The sequence below is a fragment of the Halosaccharopolyspora lacisalsi genome (genome assembly GCF_014137975.1).
Taxonomy (GTDB): Bacteria; Actinomycetota; Actinomycetes; order Mycobacteriales; family Pseudonocardiaceae; genus Halosaccharopolyspora; species Halosaccharopolyspora lacisalsi.
In genome coordinates, this window is sequence record NZ_JACGWZ010000004.1 from 211014 (window position 1) to 232525 (window position 21512).

A 21512-nucleotide genomic window follows, 5' to 3' on the forward strand; every position below is an offset into this window, starting at 1 on the left:
TCAAGACGGTACCGTGTCCGCCACTTCCCGACGGGGAGTGACCAAGGACGGTATCGAAGGAGACCTCGTGGAACTGTTGTTGCTGTCCAGTTCGACCAAGTACGCCGGTCGTCTACTCGGTCACGCGCTCGGTGCGGTGACCGGTTTACTCGCGGGGCGGGAACGGCTGCTTTTCGTCCCCTACGCTCGGCGCGATCACGACGGCTACACGGCGGCCGTGCATTCCGCCCTGAGCCCGTTGGGCGTTCAGGTGGAGGGCGTGCACCGGAGTGCCGATCCCGTGGCCGCGGTGCACGAGGCCGACGCCGTGTTCGTCGGTGGCGGCAACACCTTCCGGCTGCTGTCCGCGCTGCACCGGCAGGGACTGGTCACCGCGATCAGGAAGGTCGTGGGAGCCGGAACGCCGTACATGGGGGCCAGCGCCGGAACCAACGTCGCTTGTCCGTCGCTGCGGACGAGCAATGACATGCCGATCGTGCAGCCGTCGTCCTTCGACGCGCTCGGACTGGTTCCCTTCCAGATCAATCCGCACTACCAGGACCCCGAGCCCACCAGTACCCGGATGGGGGAGACGAGACAGCAGCGGATCACCGAGTTCCTCGAGGACAATTCGGTGCCGGTGCTGGGGATGAGAGACGGCGCCTGGTTGCGCGTGTCGGGGGAGCGAGCCGAGCTCGGAGGCACCGAAGGCGCACGGCTGTTCACCCGCGGCGCCGATCCGACCGAGGTACCCGTCGGCAGGGACCTGTCGCGGTTGCTGAAGACCGAGGCGCGTTACGACGTCGACTGACCCCGACGAGCACATGAGAGGGGCCGGGCAGGAAACATCCTGCCCGGCCCTTCGTCGGTGGGCGATGCTGGGCTCGAACCAGCGACCTCTTCGGTGTGAACGAAGCGCTCTTCCGCTGAGCTAATCGCCCCTCGCCGCTCTCCGTGGCGACAGGAGAAACACTACACGATCGCGCCTCAACCGATGAGCAGGGGGGACCGCAGCCATCCCCATCGCAGTCCGAGCCATCCGCCTACCAGGGAAAACGCTCCCATGAGCCAGAGCGTCACCAGCACGATCGCGCACGTTGCCGTCATCACGGCCAACTTGACCACCGGATGCTGCCGAGCGATCCACCGCATCCAGCGGTGGTAGTGGTGCTTGGCGAAGGTGTTCACGCGGTGCGCCCAGGCGAACTCGGTGGCGAGGAGGCCCAGGCCGGCGAAGACGATCAACCATCCGGGGCCGGGGTAGGGGACCATCGTCAGCCCCGCGATCAGGACGAGACCGCCGAAACCGCCGAGCGCCACCCGGTAGGTGGTGTTCAACGTCGGTCGTGAGCGGATCGCTTCGCGGCGCGTGTGCAATTTCTCGCGCCAGGCCTGTCGCCGGTTTCCCGGTGTGCCGCCTCGCCGAGTGGTTTCCTGCCCGGGCTGGCGGGGTCCCGGGTTGGGGTTGCTACTCAGGGTTCACCTGCCGACTACCTGAAGTGTTTTTCGGATGAGTGGGCAGCGCTGCCGACGGTGGTGGCTGATACTGGCACCGGTACCGGCACCGGCGAAATCGCGGTGAAGGTCGCGGTGTGAGTCTCGCCGCCCCACTTCGTCGAGGATACGGGTCTCTCGGGCGCCTCGTCGGCCGTTCGGGTGGTACCCGCTTTCCGGTGGTGTCGGGCCGGCGGCTACCCACCGAAGGGCATTCGAAATGTGATGAGACTCATCTTCCGGGGCGGAGGCGGCGCCCCCTGGGGGGTTCGAGGCAGGTCACACTGTGACGGTGGTCTCAGCGGTGGATATCCGCTCAGGCGTGGTCGGTCGGCATCCGGCCGCGCCCGTTCCCCCGACCTGGTGAACAACTGTGACCGAAATCTCAGGATGGGCTGCTGCCGAGGCGAGATGACGCCGTGAATCCCTTATCCTGGTGGTGCGCCCTGCGATAGTGGTCGAATGTGGTATCCGTGTCCGTGAACGCGGCCGCGGTCCGTCGATGATCGTCGGGTGTTGAAACGGGTTCGTGTCTTCGTGTAGCTGAGAACCGGCGCGTACCGGCGGTGACGGTGCGGCTCTAGGCGGGTGCTGGCTGTGGGTCGAGTGGAGCCAGGTCAAGGGCGAGGCGACCTGCACATCCGGTGTTGGCGAACACACTCCGCAGCTTTTCGGTTGCCCAGTGAATTAGTTTTCCCCCGAATGGGTGGTTTATCCGTGAGTTGCGAGCGAACGACCCGGCGTAACCGTCACAACTGTGTTGCTCGGTCAATTCACCGGACCGGGAGGAAGAAGAAAGGCAAGGATGATGCGTAACGATCACGTGACTCTCCGTTCGACGGCTGTGTTCGATCTCTTGGCGCCACAGACCCCCGCCGTGCCCGTGCAGGTGGAGCTGCGCTACGACACTCGGGACCCCTACGCCGTGGTTGCCGCCTTTCGCACCGGGCGTGCCGGATGGGTCGAATGGGTCTTCGCTCGGGACCTACTCGCGGACGGGTTGATCGCGCACGCGGGTGAGGGCGACGTGGCCATCCGTCCCGCCGTTAACGATCCCGAAGTGGTGGTCGTCGAGCTCAGCTCCCCGTCGGGACACGCCGTGTTCGAAGCTTCGGCCCAGGAGCTGGCCGACTTCCTGGACCGCACCTACGACGTGGTCGTGCCCGGCAACGAGAACCTGTGGGTCGACGTCGACGACGCGCTGAGCAGGTTGCTGCCGCACGACCTGTCCTGACCGGGCGACGGCCGGCTCGATGATGGCCTCGACGCCGGGACGCTGACCCCGGTTCGAGGGCTGCTGTCGATGTGTTCTAGAGTAGTCCGTGCAACGCGGTGATCGGGTTTCGCACGATCGAAAACCGGTATTCGCGTGCAGGCGGACGTGGCGCAGCGGTAGCGCATCAGCTTGCCAAGCTGAGGGTCGCGGGTTCGAATCCCGTCGTCCGCTCTGGGAGTGGTGGGCAGTCCGGTTCCGGGCTGTACCGCCGTCCGGCGGAGTGGCCGAGTGGCTTAGGCAAGGGCCTGCAAAGCCCTGTACGCGGGTTCGATTCCCGCCTCCGCCTCGCGCGATTAGCTCAGCGGGAGAGCGCTACGTTGACACCGTAGAGGTCGCTGGTTCAAACCCAGCATCGCGCACCACGAGTGAGCGGGGTCCGATGGATGAGGAATCATCTGCCGGGCCCCGCTTTCGTGTCGCACGACGCTGCTCCGCGCATGGTCGTCGACTTTCAGTAACAGCGGCGGAGTATGAAGTCGCGGAGCCGGGAGCTCACCCGTCGGAGGGCACGGTAGCGGCCACGCACCGGACCAGGCCGGCCAGTGACTCCACGGCCACGGCGAGTCCCTCCTCCGTGCTCGCGTGGTCGGGGTGGGTGCCCGTGGCCGGCGGCTGAGCCGCTGTTCCAGAACTCGGCCGACGCGGTGCGCCAGGTCCGTTTCGGCCGCTCCCGGCGATCGATCGCTCGGTGTCTCGGCGGCGTGCGAGTCGATGCGCCGGGTACTCGGGCAGCGCGGCGTGATCGCCGCCCCGGAGGTCACGAACGGTTAGCAGCGTCGTCGACGGGGCCGGGGGACGATCGCTCGTCCTCCGGTCGCCGCGGGTGATTCATTCCGACGAACCGCTCGGCCCGGTCGTGCCCTGGGACGATCCGGGCGTCCGCTCACTCTCGCGGGTCGGCGCGTAAGGCAACGGCGGGAGCCCGGGAACCGGAAGGCCGATGCGGAACAGGGCCCCGGCTCGCGGATGCCGAGTCGTGTCGGTGGCCACCCTGGAGGTGGTGATGTAGAGCTCGTCGAGCCGGGGGCCGCCCAGGGTGCAGGCCGTGACTCGGGGTACGGGCACGGTCACGACCTCGTCGAGTTCTCCCCGAGGCGTATAGCGCCGTACGGCGCCTCCGCCCCACAACGCCACCCACAGGTGCCCCTCGGCGTCGACGGTCAGGCCGTCGGGCGCCCCCGCGTCGCTTTCGATCTCCACGAGCGTGCGACGCCGGCTCAGCTGTCCGTCGACGTAGTCGAAGGCGTCGACGGTGCGGGTCGGCGTGTCCACGTAGTAGGCCGTGGTGCCGTCCGGGCTCCAGGCGAGCCCGTTGGAGATGGTGACTCCGGTGAGCACGCTCGAGACCGTGTGGTCGGGGTTCAACCGGTACAGGCCGCCCGCGCCCGGTGTTTCGGCGTAGGCCATAGAACCGCAGTAGAACCGTCCGTCCGGATCGCAGCCGCCCTCGTTCATCCGGAGTCCGGAGTCCGGCCACAGTTCGGGGAGCGGGCGAACCCCGGCGAGGTCGTCGTCGGTCAACGCGAACCCTCGTTCGAGGGCCAGGACGGCCCCGTTGTCACGGCAGGGTCGCAGAGCCGCGACAACGGAGCCGACGTGGCGGCGGTGGACGGACCCACTTCGCTCGTCGAGGGTGAGCACGTCCCCGGCGAGCATGTCCACCCAGCGCAGGCCCGGCCACCGGTCCACCCAGACCGGGCCCTCACCGTGGTGGGCGCACGGTTCGGTCACCTGTTCGGCGGTGCTCACGGCGTTTCCGGCGGGGTGAGGGCTCCTCCGGTCGTGTCGAGGACGCCGTTGACGCGCCGTGCGACGCCCAGCGGATTCTCGTCGAGCAGCTCCTCCGGCAGGATCTCGGCGGGTGCGTTCTGGTAGGAGACGGGGCGCAGGAAGCGATCGATGGCGGCCGTGCCGACGGAGGTGTGCCCGGATCCGGTGGTGGCCGGGTACGGGCCGCCGTGCTGCATGGCGTGGCTGACGCTGACCCCGGTCGGCCACCCGTTGTAGACCAGCCTGCCCACCCGGTGCTGGAGCAGGGTGGCGAGCCGGGACACGATCTCCTCCTCGGCGGTCCCCTGCACCGTGGCGGTGAGTTCGCCCTGGAACAGCTCGGCCGCGGCCGCCAGCTCCTCCTCGTCGGAGTAGGAGACGAGGATCGAGGTCGGGCCGAAGCACTCGGTCAGCAGCTGATCGTGGTGCCGGAGGAGTTCCGCGGCGCTCGTGGCCAGCAGGCTCGGCGTCGATCCCTGCTCGGTGGGGCGAGCCGGAGTGATCACGCGGATCGCGGGGTGGTCGGTCAGCGTCGTGAGCGACTCCTGGAAACCCCGCTGGATGCGGGAGTTCAGCATGGCCCCACCCGCGTGCTCCTCCAGGGAGCTCGCCAGGCGTTGCTCGAACCGCGCGGTGGACTCGGAGGGCACGAACAGCACTCCCGGCTTCGTGCAGAACTGGCCGGTACCGAGGGTGAACGAGCCGAGGTAGCCGTCGGCGATGTCGTCGGGACGCTGCGCCGCCGCCCGCGGGGTGACGAAGGCGGGGTTCACGCTGCCCATCTCGGAGTGGAAGGGAATGGGGTCCGGCCGCGAGTTCGCCAGGTCGAACAGGGCACGGCCCGCGGTGGCGGATCCGGTGAACGCCCCCGCGCGTACTCGGTGGTCCTGGACCGCCGTGCGGCCGGCTTCGTCGCCGCTGATGAGAGCGAACGTTCCCGCCGGAGCATCGGTCTCGCGCAACGCCTCGTCGATGATCTCGCCGGTCCGCCTGGACAGTTCCGGGTGGCCGGGATGGGTCTTGAGCACGACCGGGCAGCCCGCGGCCAGTGCGGAGGCGGTGTCACCGCCGGCGACGCTGAACGCGAACGGGAAGTTGCTGGCCGCGAACACCACCACCGGCCCCAGCGGCAACACCGTCCGCCTCATGTCGGGGCGAGCTCCCGTCGGCCAGCTCGCGTCGGGCAGATCGATGGTGGCGTTGAGGAAGGTGCCCTCGTCGAGGACGTCGGCGAACAGGCGCAGCTGGAAGGTGGTGCGGGTGAGTTCGCCGGTCAGCCTCGCCCGCGGCAGGTGGGATTCCCGCTCGGCCAGCGGGATCAGCTCGTCACCGGCGGCATCCAGTGCTTGGGCGATACCGCGCAGGATCCCCGCGCGTTGTGCGGGGCGGAGTCGAGCCAGCGGCCGGCTCGCCCGCTCGGCGGCGTCGAGGGTCGCGGCCAGTTCCGCTTCTCCGGTGACAGTCTCGGTGGTCATCCGTTCGTGTTTCTCCTTGTCGAATCGGTTCCGCCCCGTCAGGGGCGCAGCAGGATCTTGATGGTGGCCGGGTCGGCCTCGGCGAGTAGCCCCAGGGCTCGTTCCGCGTCGTCGAGAGCCAGCTCATGAGTGATGATCCGCGAGGGGTCAAGAGCTCCCGACGCGAACGCGCGAACCGCGTGCGTCCAGGCACGTGGCGGTGCTCCGAACACCGTGTGCACCGTGATCTGGGAAAGCACCAGGTGGGCCGGCGAGGGTGGTTGCCGTTCCTCCGAGGCCAGTCCCGTCAGGACGACGCGGCCGCCGGGGCGGACCAGCCTCGTGGCGAGATCGGCGGTACCGGAGCTGCCCGCCGCTTCGACGACGACGTCGAAGCGTCCCGGTACCGTCGCCTCCTCGGGCGTTCTCAGCGCGGTGGCCCCGTTCGCGGCGGCTGCTTCGGCGCGTTGACGATGCGGATCCACCACGAGCAGTTCGGCCGGAGAGGCCGCCGCCAGCAGCTGGGTCGCGAGCAGACCGAGACTGCCGCCTCCGACCACGGCCACGCTCTCGCCCGGCAGCACGCCGGCCTTGAGGCACGCCGCTGCCGCGCACGCGGCGGGCTCGAGGCTCGCCGCCGCCCGCAGGTCCGAATCGGCGGGCAACACGTGCAGCAGGCGGGCGGGCAGCGTCAGATGGTCCGCCCACGCGCCGGCGCGGGTGAAGCCGGTCTCGTCGTACTCGGCCGTGCACAGGTTGGTCTCACCGGCCCGACAGGACGGACACACCAGGCAGGTCCGGAAGCCCTCCCCGACCACGGGACGACCGACCAGGCCGGAGTCCACATCGGCCCCGGTTTCGGCCACGGTGCCCGACCACTCGTGACCGGGCACCACCGGATACCGCACGAAGCCCTCGGGGCGGTGACCGGCGAAGACCTCGCGGTCGGAACCGCAGATCCCGCTGTAGGCCACCCGGACCAGGGCCTCTCCCGGGCCGGGTGGGGTCGGATCACGAGGCGTGACGCGCAGCTGTCCGGGCGCGTCGATGCGGACCGCACGTGCGGTGTTCACTGCGCCTCCTTGGTGCCGCGGAACTGCCAGTCCTCGGCGTAGAGGTCGAACCGAGCTCCGCGGGAGGGGTGCTCCCGGACGAAGTCCAGATCGAGCTCCACGCCCAGACCGGGTACCGTCGGCAGCTCGAAGTGGCCGTCGACGACCTCCGGCAGCCCCGGAGCCGCCTGCTTGATGTGCTCGTCGGCGAAGTCGTTGAAGTGTTCCTGGATCTTGAAGTTGGGCGTGACCGCGGCCAGGTGAAGGTTGGCCGCGGTCAGCACGGGGCCACCGACGTTGTGCGGGGCCACGAGCACGTAGTGCGTCTCGGCGGTGGCGGCGACCTTGCGGACCTCCGAGATCCCGCCGAAGTGCCCGATGTCGGGTTGGAGGACATCGACGGCCTGCTGGGTGAACAGCTCGCGGCACTCGTTGCGGTCGTGGACGCGCTCACCGGTGGCCACGGGGGCGTCGACCTGTTGCGTCACCTTGGCCAGCGCCTCGAAGTTCTCGGGTGGAACGGGCTCCTCGATCCAGCTCGGGGCGAAGGGACGCAGCGCGCCGGCGATCCGCACGGCCTCGGCCGGGGCGAACCGGCCGTGCATCTCCACGAGGATCTCGATGTCCGGTCCGACGGCGTCGCGCACCGCTTCGACCAGCTCGACCGAGCGGCGGAACTCGGCGGGTTCGAGTTCCCACCGGCCCGGTCCGAACGGGTCGAACTTCAGTGCCCGGTATCCGCGTTCGACGACCGCGCGTGCCGCCGTGCGGAACTCCTCCGCGGTGCGTTCGACGGTGTACCAGCCGTTGGCGTAGGCCTTGATCCGGTCGTTGACCCGTCCGCCGAGCAGGCGCCACACGGGCTGGCCGAGCGCTTTGCCGATGATGTCCCAGCAGGCCGTTTCCACGCAGGCGATGCCGGACATCACGACCTCTCCGGCACGCCCGTAGTCGCCGTACTTCATGCGCCACACCAGCGACTCGACGTCGAAGGGGTCGGTGCCGCGGACGTGGTTCGGACCGGCCTCGGCGAGGTACCCGAGCAGCGCCTGGGTGTGACTCAGCATCCTGGTCTCACCGACGCCGACCAGGCCTTCGTCGGTGTGCACCCGGACGTAGGTCAGGTCTCGCCACGGGGTGCCGACGACGAAGGTCTCCAGGTGAGTGATCTTCATTGAGATTCCTTTCACGCCGTGGGTCAGTGCCGGACCGGCTGCGGGACGGCGAGGTCGGCGGTCGGAAGCTGCGAGGTCTTCGCGTCCGGAGCATGCCGGTCCAACATGTCCAGGCCGATGCGGGCGCGTCGCACGCGTTCGCGTCCGAGCAGGGTGGCGGTGGGAGTCAGGTGCAGGCCGCTGGGATAGATGTTGGGGGCGTTGCGCAGGCCGAACTTGAGGTAGACCGGCGCGGCCACCCGCACGATCTCGGCGATCTCGTAGTGCCGGACGAACCCTCCCAGATCGTCGGGGGACTCGACGTAGACGTCCAGGGGCAGGGAGGTGGCGGCACGGATGCTCGCGATCTGGGGGATCGACAGGTCGGTGGGCACGTTGTAGGTGTCGGCACCGAGATCCTCCGCGATGCGTATCGAGGCCGGGTTCGCCAGTCCCATCTGCACGCTGGCCTTGAAACGCAGGTCGGAGGGAAGTTCTCCGGCCGCGCGCATTCGTGCGGCCACGGCCAGCACACCGAGGTCGGTGATCAGCACACTGCGCAGTCCGGCCTCGGCGGTGCGCCGGACGTCCTCCAGGACGTGCACCAGTTGTTCGGTGCCCCGCGCCTGGGCCGCGACGCTCCCGGAGATCGTGGCCATGCTGCCGGTGTCCCAGGCCGCCACGGGCCTGGCGAACAAACTCACCTCCGCGTGTCCGGCGAGTTCGGCCATCTCGGCCAGTTCGTCGCCCGTGAGCAGCATTCCTCCGCTGCCCTGGGAGATCCGGTGGATGGTGACGTCATGGGTACGAGCCTGCTCGAAGACTCCGCGCAGTACCTCCGGACCTTCCACGCTGGGAATCTCGACGCGGTACTGCGCGCCGTCCGGGAAGCGTTTCGTACTGGTGGGAGCCTCACCGGACTCGGTGGCAGGCAGCCCTTGCGAGCTGAGGAAATCGCGTGTCTGTTGCACGGGCCCGTCCGTTCGATATTCCGAACATTGTTCGGCAATCGTATGCCGGGGTGACGAACAGGTCAACAGTCCTTCGGGGAGAGTGCTTTCAGGTCCACCCGTCAGTGCTGGTCATGTGCGGTGGTCGGGTACGATGTTCGAAATACCGGTCAAGTGTTGGTGCGTCCGGGCGGCGTACCGGGAAGGGCGCCGATGGCACGTGCGGTACCTGCGGTGGAGCGAGCTTTCGACATCCTCGAGCTGTTCCTCGACGAGCACGAGCTCAACCCTCCGGAGATCACCGCCAGACTGGGGCTGCCTCGCACGACCGTGCACGAGCTGGTCAGCACCCTCGTCGAGCGGGAGTACCTGACACCGGCGACCAGGGACAGCAGCCGCTTCCGGCTCGGCGTCCGCGGGTTCCAGCTGGGCTCCGCCTACGCGGAGCGCCTCGACCTGGCTCGGGAGGGGCAGCTCGTCGCGGAGGGAATCGCCGAGAAGTGCCACGAGACGGTGCACATCGCCGTGCGGGAGGGCACCGAGGTGCTCTACGTCGCCAAGGTGGACAGCACGCATCCGGTGCGAATGGTCTCCGCCGTCGGACGGCGGCTTCCGGCCCACTGCACGGCGGTGGGCAAGGCCCTGTTGGCGACGTTGCCGCGTAAACGGGTCGACGAGCTCTACGCCGACACCGGGTTGATCGCGATGACCGACAACAGCATCACCAGCCGTCGCGCCCTGCACGGCGAGCTGGAGGAGATCCGCGCCGGCGACGGTGTGGCACGGGAGCACTGCGAGTCCAACGACGCCGTCGCCTGCGTCGCGGCACCGGTGCGGGATCACTCCGGCGCGGTGGTGGCCGCCGTGAGCATCTCCGCCCCGATCCTGCGTTTCGACGACGACGTCGAGGCGTTCCTGCGTGATCTCGCCCGCCAGGGGGCCGACGAGTTGTCACATCGGCTCGGTTTCCTCGCCTCCTGACGTCTGCGGGGACAGCGGTCTGAGCTTCAGCCACATCAGGAACAACGCGCCCACGAGCAACATCGCGATCCCCGTCCAGAGATTGATGTTGACTCCCTCGGCCTTGTGAATCGCCTGCGGGCCGGCGAAGACACCCGCCGCCCCGATGAGGACTCCGTAGACGAGGAACAGGCCACCGATGATGGCTCGTATGTCGAACAGCTGACCGAACTTCGACTTGTGGGCGGGTTCGGTGCTCGCGTCGTGCTGTGGGGACGGGGGTGCGGTGTCGTTGTCGGTCATCGCGGTTCCTCCTCGAGGGTGGTGCGTCACAGGGTGAAGGGCACGTAGCACAGGGCGGCCAGCGCGACGGCGCCCCACCCGAGCAGGGCGGGCCGGCGGTACCAGGCGCCGTCTCCCGGTGCGTGCTCGCCCTTGTCCTGCGCGGAGGCCCTGGTGTAGACGAGCCCCTCCAGCTCGCTGGCGGCCTTCGGCCGGGTCGCCAGGCTGATGGGCACGCTCACGACCACGTTGACGATGAAGGCGATGATCGCCGCGGTCATGTTGGCGGCCTGGTCGGTGCTCAGCGGAACGTATCCGGTGCTGTAGGAGGCGTAGAACGCCACCGGCGCCAGGGTTCCGAGCAGCAGCCCCCAGAAACCGGCCTTGGCGGTCATCCGCTTCCAGAACAGGGCCAGGATGAAGGTGGCGAACAGCGGCACGTTGAAGAACGAGAACAACGTCTGCATGTAGTTCATGATGTTGCTGAACGAGGCGGCGATGAACGCCGTGCCCATTCCGACGACCACCCCGATCACGGTGATCACGCGCCCGACCGTCACGTAGTGCTTGTCGGGCATCCGCGGCTTGACGTAGGCCTGCCAGATGTCGTTGGTGAACACCGTGTTGAAGCTGGAGACGTTGGCGGCCATACCGGCCATGAACGAGGCCATCAGACCGGTCACGGCGAGACCGAGCACCCCGTTGGGCAGCAGCTCCCGCATCAGCAGCGGAATGGCCTGGTTGTACTCGTAGGCACTGCTCGGGCCGCCGATGCTGGGCGCGATGACCAGGGCGATCAGGCCGGGAAGCACCACGATCAGCGGGATGAACATCTTCGGGAAGGCCGCGATCAGCGGAGTACGCCGTGCCGCCGAGAGGTTCTTGGCCGACAGCGAGCGCTGCACCTCGGCGAAGTTGGTCGTCCAGTACCCGAAGGAGATCGCGAATCCGAGCCCGAGCGTGATCCCCAGCCAGTTCGTGCCCAGCGGGTTCTGCTCGCCGAACCCGGTTCCGCCCCATGCGCTGAGGAACTGTGCTCCCTCGCTGGCGACCACCTTGTCGATCAGCCCGTCGAAGCCGCCGACCCGGATCAGCCCGAGCACGGTCAGCGGGACCAGCGCCGCGATGATGACGAAGAACTGCAGCACCTCGTTGTAGATGGCCGAGGTCAGTCCGCCGATGACGATGTAGGCGAGCACGAACACGCCCGAGACCACGATGGACACCGGCAGCGGCCACCCCAGCAGCGTGCGCAGGATGATCCCGAGGGCGAACAGGTTGACTCCGGCGATGAGTACCGAGGCGATCGCGAACAGGCTCGAGCTCAACAGATGCGAGGAGGGGCTGAATCTCCGCAGCAGGAACTCGGGGACGCTGCGCACCTTCGAGTTGTAGTAGAACGGCATCATGACCAGGCCGAGAAAGACCATGGCCGGGATGGCCCCGATCAGGTACCAGTGCACTGTGTAGGCACCGTACTGCGCGCCGTTGGCGGCCATCCCCAGGATCTCGGTCGCCCCGAGGTTCGCCGAGACGAATGCCAGCCCGGTGACCCAGGCGGGAAGCGACCGTCCCGAGAGGAAGAAGTCAAGACTGCTGTTGACGCTGCGCTTCGCCACCAGGGCGATGCCCAGCACCACGACGAAGTACGTGGCGAGGATGAGGTAGTCCAGCCAGTTCATCGACAGGCGTAGCCCGTCGGCCAAGTAGTGCATCGTTGTGCCCTCGCCTAGGGAGATCTCACCGGTTCCGGCGTCGTGCACGCGGGCGCCCGGCAACGTTTTGTTCGGTACTTCGGACAGTGTTCGAAACTTATGACAGGCGTGGGGCGTGGTCAAGGCCATTCGTGAAGCTGGTCATGCGAAAAACCGGCAAAGCGGACGTGGAGGCCTTGACCTGGCGGGTCGGACGCCGCACCATGTCATACCAACCGGCCGGTATGTACTCCCACGATCACGGAACGTGCTGCGGACAACCCCACGAGTCAGGCTCGCGTGGTTGGTCGCCGCCTGTCCAAGGAGACCGCCGATGACGGACCCGAACACCGCCTCGCGCGAACCGGAACCGAAGACACCCACCAAGCTGCTGGCGGCGGGCCTCGTGGCCAGTTCGATCGAGTGGTACGACTTCTTCGTCTACGCCACCGCCGCGGCGCTGGTGTTCGGTCCGCTTTTCTTTCCCCAGGCCACACCGCTGATCGCCGCGCTGCTGGCGTTCAGCACGTTCTGGGCCGGATTCATCGCCCGTCCGCTCGGTGGTGTCGTGTTCGGACACTTCGGCGATCGCTTCGGGCGCAAACCCGCGCTGGTGACCTGCCTGGTGCTGATGGGCTCGGCGACGTTCGCGATCGGACTGCTGCCCACCGAGACCTCGATCGGCGCCGCGGCTCCGATACTGCTGGTGACGTTGCGCTTCCTCCAGGGAATCGCGGTCGGCGGGCAGTGGGGCGGGATCACCCTGCTGCTCACGGAGAGCGCCGGAAGGGGCAGCCGCGGGAAGGCGGGAACCTTCGGGCAGATGGGCGTGCCGTCAGGCGTGATCCTCGGCAACGTCGCCTTCCTGGTCACGGCCGCGACGATGAGCGAGGAAGCCTTCGCGAGCTGGGGATGGCGGATTCCCTTCCTGCTCAGCGCCCTGCTGTTCCCGGTGGTGCTGTTCATTCAACTGCGGATCGAGGACACGCCCGTGTACCGGCAGCTGAGCGAGCGCGCCGCCGAACGAGCCGAACGGACTCCGAAGGCGCCGCTGGCCGAGGCCCTGCGCACTCACAGCAGGCAGATCCTGTTCGGTGCCGGGCTGCTGTTCGCCAGCAACGCCATTTTCTACGTCAGCATCGCCGGTGTCCTCGACTACGGCACGAGGGAACTGGGGTTGGACTACGACAGCCTGCTCGCCGTGAGCCTCGCCTCCGCGGCGGTCGGCATGATAGTCATCTACGTCTCCGGCCTGCTGTCGGACCGTTTCGGACGCCGTCCGCTGCTGCTGGCCGGTTCGGGACTGATCGTGGTCTGGGCCTTCCCGTTCTTCTGGCTCGTCGACACCGGATCGCTGGCGCTGATCGCCGTGGCGGTCACGGTGGGCGGTGCGGGTTCCAGCCTGGCCTACGGGCCCCTGGCGGCTTACCTCTCCGAACTGTTCGAGCCACGGGTTCGCTACTCCGGAGCCTCGATGGCTTACCAGCTCGCGGCCATCCTCATCAGCGGAGGCACCCCGTTCATCATGACCGCACTGCTGGCCGCGACCGGAACATCGGCGGCAGTGTCGGCGTTCCTGCTGGTGATGGGGCTGTGCACGCTGGGGTCGACCCTGATGCTGGCCGAAACCCGTCCGACCCGTTCGAGCACGGAGGTTCCGGAGCCCCACTCGGCACGTTCGAGCGGGGACGTGTCGAAAACCTCGGGCACAGCGGGGTGACCCGGTGCCACGCCCGCGCCGACTCGAATCGATCCCGGTCGGCGCGGGACGTGGGGCTTCCCGGTTTCGCGCGAAACCGGACCATCCCCACCCATCGGGTGGCACCTACCGGTCGAAGGCGCCTGTCTTCACGGTGTTGAGGAAGGTGTTCCACCGCGCCGGGGGCACGGTGAAGTGCCCAACGGCCCGGTCCTTGCTGTCGCGCACGCCCACGGCCCGTGCGGTGAGGGCGACCTCGACGCAGTCCTGAGCACCGCTGGAGTAGGTGGACTTCTTGAACACCGCCGACCGGCGTAAGGCTTCATCGGGCGTGGGGGTTGCCTTCATTGCTGCCTACCTCTGGGCTTGCCCTGTGCAAGGGCTCCACCATGCTAATCAGGCCGGGGTTCATCCCATCGTGCGGAGGATGTGCTCGATGCGGTCGCACGACTCCTTCGGGTCGAGCGCTTGCCGAACCGCTGAGTCGAGCGCCGAGGTGTGTCGGCGCAGTTCGGGGTAGCGCTCCAGAAAACCGGAGGTGGCCACGGACTCCGAGAACACGACGTCGGGGTCCTGCTCCTCGGAAAGCCGAGCAAGGCAAAGGTTTGCCCTTGTGCCGCGTGCTCACCGGCCTCGAACGTCAGGACCAGCACTTCCACGTCGGCAGCATGCTCCAGGACGAGCAAATGTTGTAGCTGCGCTCGCATGACTGCGCGCCCACCGACCTGGCGGTGCAGAGCTCCTTCGTTGATTACGGCGGTGAACCGAAACTTCGGGTCCTGCAATCGGTGCTGCCGCTGCATCCGAAGCTCGACTAGGCGGGGCCCGGTGGTGTGGTGGAACTCGGTGTACGGGTGGCGGCACGCGTTCTCACCGGAGGCGAAGCCGCGTCCGGAGCAGGAGCGGGTCACGCTGTGCGGGCAGGCGGTCGTACTGATCGATCCGTCCGAGTTGGACTGGTTGATGCCGACCTGCGACACGTGCATGGACCGGGCGAAGCAGTGGTCCCAGCAGCGTCAGGATGCGATCGCCGAGCGCCGTCGTGATCAGCGCCGCCGTCGGGGGTGGTTGTGGATGACTGCCCACGAGCTCGGTGTTTGGCTGACTCTCGGTGTGCTGCTGGCCGCGCCGTTCCTGCTACTGCTACTGGTGCCGGTGCGCGGTGGGAACGGACATCACGCCCACGCCGGGCCGGGCACGCTGACCGTGGTCCAGCTCCACCGCACGATCAGGGGACACCCGCACGATTTTGGGGAAAATCGTGACCCCGACGACGAGATCATCGTCTGGCCATCCGAAGACCACCCCGAACCCGGCTGGGACGAAGCCGGCTGGATCGAGCCCGATCCCACCCCGCTGGAACGCGACCTCCAGCGCCTGCTGACCCCACCGGTCGAGGACACCTACGTCGGCCGCCACCGCCTCGGCGAACCCGGCGAGATGCATCCACCCTCACCGAGCGCGCGCATCGGGCTCGCCGAACCGATCTCCGCATAGCTGTTCCGGGGCTTACGGGCGCCCGGGGCCTCTCACGACGGTGCCCGCCCCCGAGCGGAGGTCTCGGGGACGGGCACCGGGCCGAGGTCGTCACCCGGAGCTCAGCAGCGAGCGGGCGAAGAAGGCCAGATTGGCGGGCCGCTCGGCCAGGCGGCGCATGAAGTAGCCGTACCACTCGTCGCCGTAGGCGACGTAGACCCGCATCCTGTTGCCCTCGGCGGCGAGCCGCCGCTGTTCGGCGGGACGGATGCCGTAGAGCATCTGGAACTCGTAGTCCTCGGCCGCTCTCCCGGTCTCGGTGGCCAGTTGCCGCGCGATGCTGATCATGCGCGGGTCGTGGGAGGCCACCATGGGATAGCCCGAGCCGGCCATGAGGGTCCGGAGGCAGCGGACGTAGGAGCGGTCCACCTCGTGCTTGGCCTGGAAGGCCACCGAGGCGGGCTCGGAGTAGGCGCCCTTGCACAACCGCACCCGCGAGCCCGCGCCGGCCAGGTCACGGCAGTCCTGTTCGGTGCGGTGCAGGTAGGCCTGGAGCACCGCACCGACCCACGGAAAGTCCACCCGGAGATTGCTCAGCACGTCCAGAGTGGCGTCCGTGGTGGTGTGGTCCTCCATGTCCAGGGTCACGGTGGTACCGGCGTCCGCCGCCGCCTCGCAGATCAGCCGGGCGTTGTCCAGCGCGATCTTGTTGCCGTCGTGGGGCAGTTGCTGTCCCACCGCCGAGAGCTTCACCGAGACCTCGGCGTTGCCCGCCAGGCCGGCGGAGTCCAGTTCGGACAGCATCAGCCGGTAGGCCCGCACGGTATCGGCCGCCTGGTCGGCGTCCGTGGTGTCCTCGCCGAGGTGGTCGAGGGTGACGGACATCCCACGCCCGGCCAGCTCGCGGATGACCGCGAGTGCGTCCTGCGGCGTGGTGCCCGGGACGAAGCGGTCCACCACGGAACGGGTCAGCGGGTTGCCCTCCACCATCCGCTTGACGCCCCCCGACCGGGCGGCAGCCAGCAGTGTGCTGCGCAGCATCGTGGCCTCCTTGGCGCGGTCTCGGACTCAGCCCTGGTGCGGGTAGGTGTGGTGGGTGGGGGCGTCGAAGGTCTCCTTGATCGCGCGGGGGTTGGTCCAGCGCAGGAGGTTGAACATCGAACCGGCCTTGTCGTTGGTGCCGGAGGCGCGGGCGCCGCCGAAGGGCTGGCGTCCCACGATCGACCCCGTGGGCTTGTCGTTGACGTAGAAGTTGCCCGCGGCGTGGCGCAGCTTCTCGTGGGCCTCGGCGATCGCGCTGCGGTCGGTGGCGAACACGGCTCCGGTCAGCGCGTAGGGGCTGGTGCTGTCGACGGTCTCCAGGATCTCGGAGTAGCGGTTGTCGTCGTAGACGTGCACCGCCAGGATCGGACCGAAGTACTCGGTTGTGAACGCCTCGTCGTGGGGGTCGCTGCCCAGCAGCACGGTCGGCTCCACGAAGTAACCCACCGAGTCGTCGTAGCCGCCTCCGGCCAGCACCTCCAGCGAGGGCTCAGCGGCCGCGCGGTCCAGCGCCGCCTTGTGCTTGGCGAAGGCCCTCGAATCGATCACGGCACCGCCGAAGTGGGAGAAGTCCTGCGGATCGCCGAAGGTGATGTCGCGGGTGGTCTCCAGCAGTTCCTCGCGCAGCCCCGACTCCCACAGCGAACGCGGCAGGTAGGCGCGGGAGGCCGCCGAGCACTTCTGACCCTGGTACTCGAACGCGCCGCGCACCAGCGCCGTGGCGATCGGCGCCGGGTTGGCCGAGGGGTGGACGACGACGAAGTCCTTGCCACCGGCCTCGCCCACGATGCGCGGGTACGAGCGGTAGGTGTCGATGTTGCTGCCGACGGTGGACCACAGCTTGCGGAAGGTCGCCGCCGAGCCGGTGAAGTGCAGCCCGGCCAGCTCCGGATCGGTCAGGGCGACCTCGCTGACGGCCCCGCCGTCGCCGGTCACCATGTTGATCACGCCGGGCGGCATGCCCGCCGCCTCGAGCATGCGCATCGTGAAGTGCGCGGCGAACTGCTGCGTCGGTGTCGGCTTCCAGACCACGGTGTTGCCCATCAGCGCGGGGGCCGTGGGCAGGTTGGCCGCGATGGCGGTGAAGTTGAACGGGGTGATCGCGGTGACGAAGCCGTCCAGCGGCCGGTACTCCATGCGGTTCCACTCACCGGGCACGGAGTTGGGCTGCTCGGCGATGATGCGCCGGGCGAAGTGCACGTTGAACCGCAGGAAGTCGGCGAACTCGCAGGCGGCCTCGATCTCGGACTGGTGCACCGACTTGGACTGGCCCAGCATGGTCGCGGCGTTGATCGTGTCGCGCCACGGCCCGGACAGCAGGTCCGCGGCGCGCAGGAGCACCGCGGCGCGCTCGTCGAACGGCAGCGCGGCCCACTCGGGGGCGGCGTCCTTGGCGGCCTGCACGGCCTCGGCGACGTCGTCCCGGGTGGCTTGCGCACAGGTGCCCAGCACGTGGGCGTGGTTGTGCGGTTGCACGACGTCGAACCGTTCGCCGCCCGCCATGCGCTGCTTGCCCGCGATGGTCGTGGTCAGTTCCACGTGCTCGGCGGAGAGCTCGGCCAGCCGCTGCTGCAGGGACTGCCGTTCGGCCGAGCCGGGGGCGTAGGAGCGGACCGGCTCGTTGGCCGGAACCGGGACCGAAGTGATGGCATCCATGACGTCACTCTCCTCGTGGGAAATGCTGTGCGGGTCGCCGCCGTACCGGCTGTGGCTGTTACTCGCAGAGTAGGAGGTGTGAGGCACCTCCCGATTTGTTCGAGCGACTACTGTTGACAGCCATGGATTGTCCGGTCGAACAACACCCCGGCGCGGTCGAAGCCGCCGCGCGCGGAACGGAAGCGGCGGCCGTGCCCCTGCGTCAGCTCCTCATCGCCGTGGGGGAACCGCTGGTCGACGTGCTCGCCGCTCCCCGTGGCTTCGACGTGGAGGTGCGCGACATCGTCATCGTCGACCCGGAGGAGGACTCCGGAGCCGGTATCGGTGACCTGGTGCTGGTCATCGGTGCGCGGGGACGTTCGGCCGCGCGGTTGGTCCGCGCCGCGGCCAGGGAGGGCGCGGCGGCCGTGGCGGTCAAGGTGGAGGCCGACCAGGACGCGCGTGCGTTGCGCGAGACGGCCGTGGACGGCGGTATCGCCCTGCTCGGTGTGAGACCCGAGGTCCGCTGGGAGCAGCTGGAGTCGCTGGCCCGGTCGACGGTGGACAACGCGCGGCTGACGAGCGAGGCGGACGTGGGGGAGGCCCAGGGGGACCTGTTCGCGTTGGCCCAGACCGTGGCGAGCATGACCGAGGGCATCGTCAGCATCGAGGACACCGCCAACCGGGTGCTGGCCTACTCGCGGTCGGACGACGAGGTCGACGAGCTGCGCCGCCTGTCCATCCTGGGGCGCCGCGGGCCTGAGTCCTACCTGGCGATGCTGCGCCAGTGGGGCGTCTACCAGCGGCTGCGTTCGGGCGAGGAGGTCGTGCGCATCGACGAGCGTCCGGACATGGGGATTCGTCGCCGGATGGCGGTGGGCATTCACGCGGGCAGTCAGCCGCTGGGCACGATCTGGGTCCAGGAGGGAACAGGCCCCCTCACCGAACGGTCCGAGCAGGCGTTGCTGGGTGCCGCGCGAGTCGCCGCGCTGCACCTCATCCGCCAGCGCACCGAGGCCACAGCAGCCCCGCGCTTCCGCGAGAACCTGTTGACCGGACTGCTGGACAGCCGCATCGACGCCGATTCCGTGGCCGACAACATCGGTGCCGACGCCACCAAGCCGAGCGTGGTCGTCGTGCTCACCCTGCGTCCGCACGACCAGTCCGCGGCCTCCGACCGCTCCGAGATCGAACTGCAGCGCGCGGAGATGACCAGTCTGATCTCCGTGCACGCCGCCGCCTACCGCCGCAGCGCGCTGGTCACCACCATCGGGTCACGGGTCTACGTGCTGCTGCCGGACCTGCCCGAGCGGTCGGCGGAGTCGGCGGTGCTGGGGCTGACCCAGGAGATCGTGACGGCGGCGACGAACCAGCTGCGTGCCCGGGTCCAGGCCGGGATCGGTTCGGTGGCCTCCGGCCTGGGGGAGGTGGTCGTCTCGCGCACCGACGCCGACCGGATCCTGGACGCGATGGCTCACGACGTCGACAGCTCGGTGGCCACCATCGCCGATGTGCGCTCCCAGGTCCTGGTCAGCGAGGTGCTGACCCTGCTGCGGGACAGCGAGCGCGTGCGTGATCCGCGCCTGGCGGCACTGTCGCGCCACGACGCGGATCACGGCAGTGAGCTCGGGCGCTCGCTGCTGGCCTACCTGGAGGCGTTCGGGGACGTGCGCGGGGCCAGCGAGACGTTGCACGTGCACCCCAACACCCTGCGCTACCGCATCAGGCGTGCCGGGGAGATCACCGGGATCGACCTCGGCAGGTCCAGCGAACGCCTATGCACGCACCTGCAACTCCTGCTGGCCCAGCGCGGCTCCACCGGCGCCGCCCGGTGACCCTCAGTCCCGAACTCCCCGCTGGTTGTCCGGGTTCATGCGGGACTTGCGGTAGCTGTAGGCGAAGTAGACGACCAGGCCGATGAGGAACCAGACGCCGAAGCGGATCCAGGTCTCCGGGCTCAGGAACGTGATCAGCGTGAGCGAGAAGAGCACGCCGACGGCGGGAACGACCGGCATGCCGGGGCAGCGGAAGCCGCGCGGCAGGTCGGGCCTGCGGTAGTGCAGCACGATGATGGCGGTGCAGACCACCGCGAAGGCGAGCAGGATGCCGATGTTGGTCAGCTCCGCGGCCTCGCCGATCGGCAGGAAGCCGGCGATGATCGCCGAGACGACACCGATGACCCACGTGAACCGCGACGGCACCTTGCGCGTCGGGTGGGTCTTGGAGAACCAGCGCGGCAGCAGACCGTCGCGGCTCATCGAGTAACCGACGCGGGTGGCGCCGAGCATGAAGGTGAACAGCACCGTGAGGATGCCGAGGATGGCCCCGATCGCGACGATCGCCCCGATCAGCGGCAGGCCCACGTCGGCGAAGGCGACGGAGAAGGCGCTGTCCGGATCGATCTGCTGGTACGGGATCATGCCGGTCAGCGTCAGGCACGCCAGCACGTAGAGCACCATCGCGATGATCAGCGAGTACAGGATCGCCTTGGGCATGTGCTTCTGGGAGTCCTTGGACTCCTCGGCGGCCGTGCTCATCGCGTCGTAGCCGAACACGGCGAAGAACACCGTTCCGGCACCGGCGAAGGCGCCGCTGATCCCGAAGGGCAGGAACGGGGTGTAGTTCCCCGCGTTGATGTGGAAGGCGCCGACGACGACGATCAGCAGGACGATGCCGACCTTGAGGTAGACCAGCAGGGTCTCGAACCGCGCGGCGTTCTTCATGCCCTGGTTGAGCATGAACGCCATGAACAGGCACAGCAGCACGGCGAACAGGTTGATCCCGTAACTGCCGTCCGGGATCTTGTCCGGCTCGGTGCCCGGCGCTCCGGACATCCACAGCGGCAGCTCCATGTTCAGGTAGCCGAGCAGCTCGTTGAAGTAGCCGGAGATGCTGATCGAGACCACGGCCACGATCGCGGTGTACTCCAGCAGCAGGTCCCAGCCGATGAACCAGCCCACGATCTCGCCGAGCACGGCGTATCCGTAGGTGTAGGCCGAACCGGCCTTGGGGATCATCCCGGCGAACTCGGCGTAGGAGAACGCGGCGGCGGCGCTGGCCAGGCCCGCGATGAGGAACGAGATGAGCACGGCCGGACCGGCCTTCTCGTTGGCCACGGCTCCCGCGAGGGAGAAGACTCCGGCGCCGATGATGCCGCCGACGCCGATCGCGGTGAGCTGCCACAGGCCGAGGGAGCGCTTGAGTCCCTCCCCCTCGTCCGGGGCCTCGGAGATGTCCTCGATGGGCTTGCGGCGGAATACCCCGCGCCCGGTCCGCAGGTCGGGTGGTGTCGACGTCACGGGTTGCTCCCTGGACTCGGCTGTGATGCACAAGGTTACGTGTGGTGTGACCCGTCGTACTCCACCGACGGGAGTGACGGGGAAAACGCAGCGACGTTGGTCACGGCACGTTCCGGCGAAACCTACGTGGGCGAACTGCACACCAGGTTGTGGGTTCGCACAATTTATCGTGGTGATGTTAATCCGATTGGCCTAAAGGTCCCTGGTGGGGTGGGGTGTGGAGGCGGATCGGAGTGACCCGTGTGACGTCCGGCCACGGCGATCGCTAGTGTTCGTTCCCGCGTGTTTCGAACTCCC

At 68.4% G+C, this 21512-nt stretch carries 18 protein-coding genes, 4 tRNA genes and 1 pseudogene; 9 read left to right on the plus strand and 14 right to left on the minus strand.

The genetic code is table 11. From position 1 onward, the window contains the following. Positions 1-67: 67 nt before the first annotated feature. Entirely contained in the window at positions 68-790 is a 723-nt protein-coding gene (gene pepE, locus FHX42_RS15115; RefSeq protein WP_182545036.1) for a dipeptidase PepE, read from the plus strand. Positions 791-848: 58 nt separating this feature from the next. Here pepE and FHX42_RS15120 read toward each other — a convergent pair. Beyond that, a tRNA-Val gene (locus tag FHX42_RS15120) sits at positions 849-920 on the minus strand. A 46-nt stretch (positions 921-966) separates the two neighbouring features. Continuing rightward, a complete protein-coding gene (locus FHX42_RS15125) occupies positions 967-1356 on the minus strand; it encodes a TIGR02611 family protein (protein WP_182545037.1) in 390 nt (129 codons plus the stop codon). A gap of 925 nt (positions 1357-2281) precedes the next feature. Here FHX42_RS15125 and FHX42_RS15130 point away from each other — a divergent pair. The 4 genes from FHX42_RS15130 (at position 2282) to FHX42_RS15145 (ending at position 3111) form a co-directional block, all read left to right on the plus strand. Continuing rightward, a complete protein-coding gene (locus FHX42_RS15130) occupies positions 2282-2707 on the plus strand; it encodes an SsgA family sporulation/cell division regulator (RefSeq protein ID WP_182545301.1) in 426 nt (141 codons plus the stop codon). Between the two features lie 141 nt (positions 2708-2848). Continuing rightward, a tRNA-Gly gene (locus FHX42_RS15135) sits at positions 2849-2920 on the plus strand. A gap of 43 nt (positions 2921-2963) precedes the next feature. Continuing rightward, positions 2964-3035: transfer RNA gene (locus FHX42_RS15140), tRNA-Cys, on the plus strand. Between the two features lies 1 nt (position 3036). Further along, positions 3037-3111: transfer RNA gene (locus FHX42_RS15145), tRNA-Val, on the plus strand. Positions 3112-3577: 466 nt separating this feature from the next. Here FHX42_RS15145 and FHX42_RS15150 read toward each other — a convergent pair. The 5 genes from FHX42_RS15150 to FHX42_RS15170 are packed head-to-tail and all read right to left on the minus strand — an operon-like array spanning position 3578 to position 9150. Beyond that, positions 3578-4498: an SMP-30/gluconolactonase/LRE family protein gene (locus FHX42_RS15150; protein ID WP_182545038.1), complete on the minus strand. Its 921-nt coding sequence runs from the start codon at positions 4496-4498 to the stop codon at positions 3578-3580. Then, positions 4495-5994, minus strand: a complete 1500-nt coding sequence (locus tag FHX42_RS15155; RefSeq protein WP_182545039.1) for an aldehyde dehydrogenase (NADP(+)) — start codon at positions 5992-5994, stop codon at positions 4495-4497. The genes FHX42_RS15150 and FHX42_RS15155 overlap by 4 nt, the downstream gene beginning before the upstream one ends. 38 nt (positions 5995-6032) lie before the next feature. Continuing rightward, positions 6033-7046, minus strand: a complete 1014-nt coding sequence (locus FHX42_RS15160; protein WP_182545040.1) for a zinc-dependent alcohol dehydrogenase — start codon at positions 7044-7046, stop codon at positions 6033-6035. Further along, positions 7043-8200, minus strand: coding sequence for a mandelate racemase/muconate lactonizing enzyme family protein (locus tag FHX42_RS15165; protein WP_182545041.1), 1158 nt, complete (start codon positions 8198-8200; stop codon positions 7043-7045). Before FHX42_RS15165 ends, FHX42_RS15160 begins: the two co-directional genes overlap by 4 nt. A 23-nt stretch (positions 8201-8223) precedes the next feature. Continuing rightward, on the minus strand, positions 8224-9150 hold the full coding sequence (locus FHX42_RS15170) for a U32 family peptidase (RefSeq protein WP_182545042.1): 927 nt from the start codon (positions 9148-9150) through the stop codon (positions 8224-8226). Between the two features lie 192 nt (positions 9151-9342). Here FHX42_RS15170 and FHX42_RS15175 point away from each other — a divergent pair, with 192 nt between their 5' ends. Further along, entirely contained in the window at positions 9343-10110 is a 768-nt protein-coding gene (locus FHX42_RS15175; RefSeq protein ID WP_182545043.1) for an IclR family transcriptional regulator, read from the plus strand. On the opposite strand, the gene FHX42_RS15180 is transcribed toward FHX42_RS15175, so the two are convergent. Continuing rightward, positions 10081-10392, minus strand: a complete 312-nt coding sequence (locus FHX42_RS15180) for a hypothetical protein (protein ID WP_182545044.1) — start codon at positions 10390-10392, stop codon at positions 10081-10083. The genes FHX42_RS15175 and FHX42_RS15180 overlap by 30 nt on opposite strands. Before the next feature lie 26 nt (positions 10393-10418). Continuing rightward, on the minus strand, positions 10419-12086 hold the full coding sequence (locus FHX42_RS15185; RefSeq protein WP_182545302.1) for a sodium:solute symporter family protein: 1668 nt from the start codon (positions 12084-12086) through the stop codon (positions 10419-10421). Between the two features lie 313 nt (positions 12087-12399). On the opposite strand from FHX42_RS15185, the gene FHX42_RS15190 reads away from it, so the two are divergent. After that, on the plus strand, positions 12400-13785 hold the full coding sequence (locus tag FHX42_RS15190; protein WP_182545045.1) for an MFS transporter: 1386 nt from the start codon (positions 12400-12402) through the stop codon (positions 13783-13785). A 105-nt stretch (positions 13786-13890) separates the two neighbouring features. Here FHX42_RS15190 and FHX42_RS15195 read toward each other — a convergent pair whose 3' ends face one another. Next, the gene (locus FHX42_RS15195) at positions 13891-14112 is read right to left on the minus strand and encodes a DUF397 domain-containing protein (protein WP_182545046.1); all 222 of its coding nucleotides are present in this window, start codon (positions 14110-14112) and stop codon (positions 13891-13893) included. A 60-nt stretch (positions 14113-14172) separates the two neighbouring features. Continuing rightward, positions 14173-14567, minus strand: a pseudogene (locus FHX42_RS27825) (DUF5753 domain-containing protein). Between the two features lie 25 nt (positions 14568-14592). Here FHX42_RS27825 and FHX42_RS15205 point away from each other — a divergent pair. After that, the gene (locus tag FHX42_RS15205) at positions 14593-15261 is read left to right on the plus strand and encodes a hypothetical protein (RefSeq protein ID WP_182545344.1); all 669 of its coding nucleotides are present in this window, start codon (positions 14593-14595) and stop codon (positions 15259-15261) included. A gap of 90 nt (positions 15262-15351) precedes the next feature. Here the strand turns inward: FHX42_RS15205 and FHX42_RS15210 are convergent, their stop codons facing one another. Together FHX42_RS15210 and pruA are read right to left on the minus strand one after the other, a co-directional pair. Next, positions 15352-16281: a proline dehydrogenase family protein gene (locus FHX42_RS15210; protein WP_182545048.1), complete on the minus strand. Its 930-nt coding sequence runs from the start codon at positions 16279-16281 to the stop codon at positions 15352-15354. Positions 16282-16308: 27 nt separating this feature from the next. Further along, a complete protein-coding gene (pruA, locus tag FHX42_RS15215) occupies positions 16309-17937 on the minus strand; it encodes an L-glutamate gamma-semialdehyde dehydrogenase (RefSeq protein WP_182545049.1) in 1629 nt (542 codons plus the stop codon). 122 nt (positions 17938-18059) lie between these two features. Between pruA and FHX42_RS15220 the strand changes: the two genes are divergently transcribed. Beyond that, positions 18060-19751, plus strand: a complete 1692-nt coding sequence (locus tag FHX42_RS15220) for a PucR family transcriptional regulator (protein WP_182545050.1) — start codon at positions 18060-18062, stop codon at positions 19749-19751. A gap of 3 nt (positions 19752-19754) precedes the next feature. On the opposite strand, the gene FHX42_RS15225 is transcribed toward FHX42_RS15220, so the two are convergent. Then, positions 19755-21215, minus strand: coding sequence for an amino acid permease (locus FHX42_RS15225; RefSeq protein ID WP_182545051.1), 1461 nt, complete (start codon positions 21213-21215; stop codon positions 19755-19757). Positions 21216-21512 lie beyond the last annotated feature (297 nt).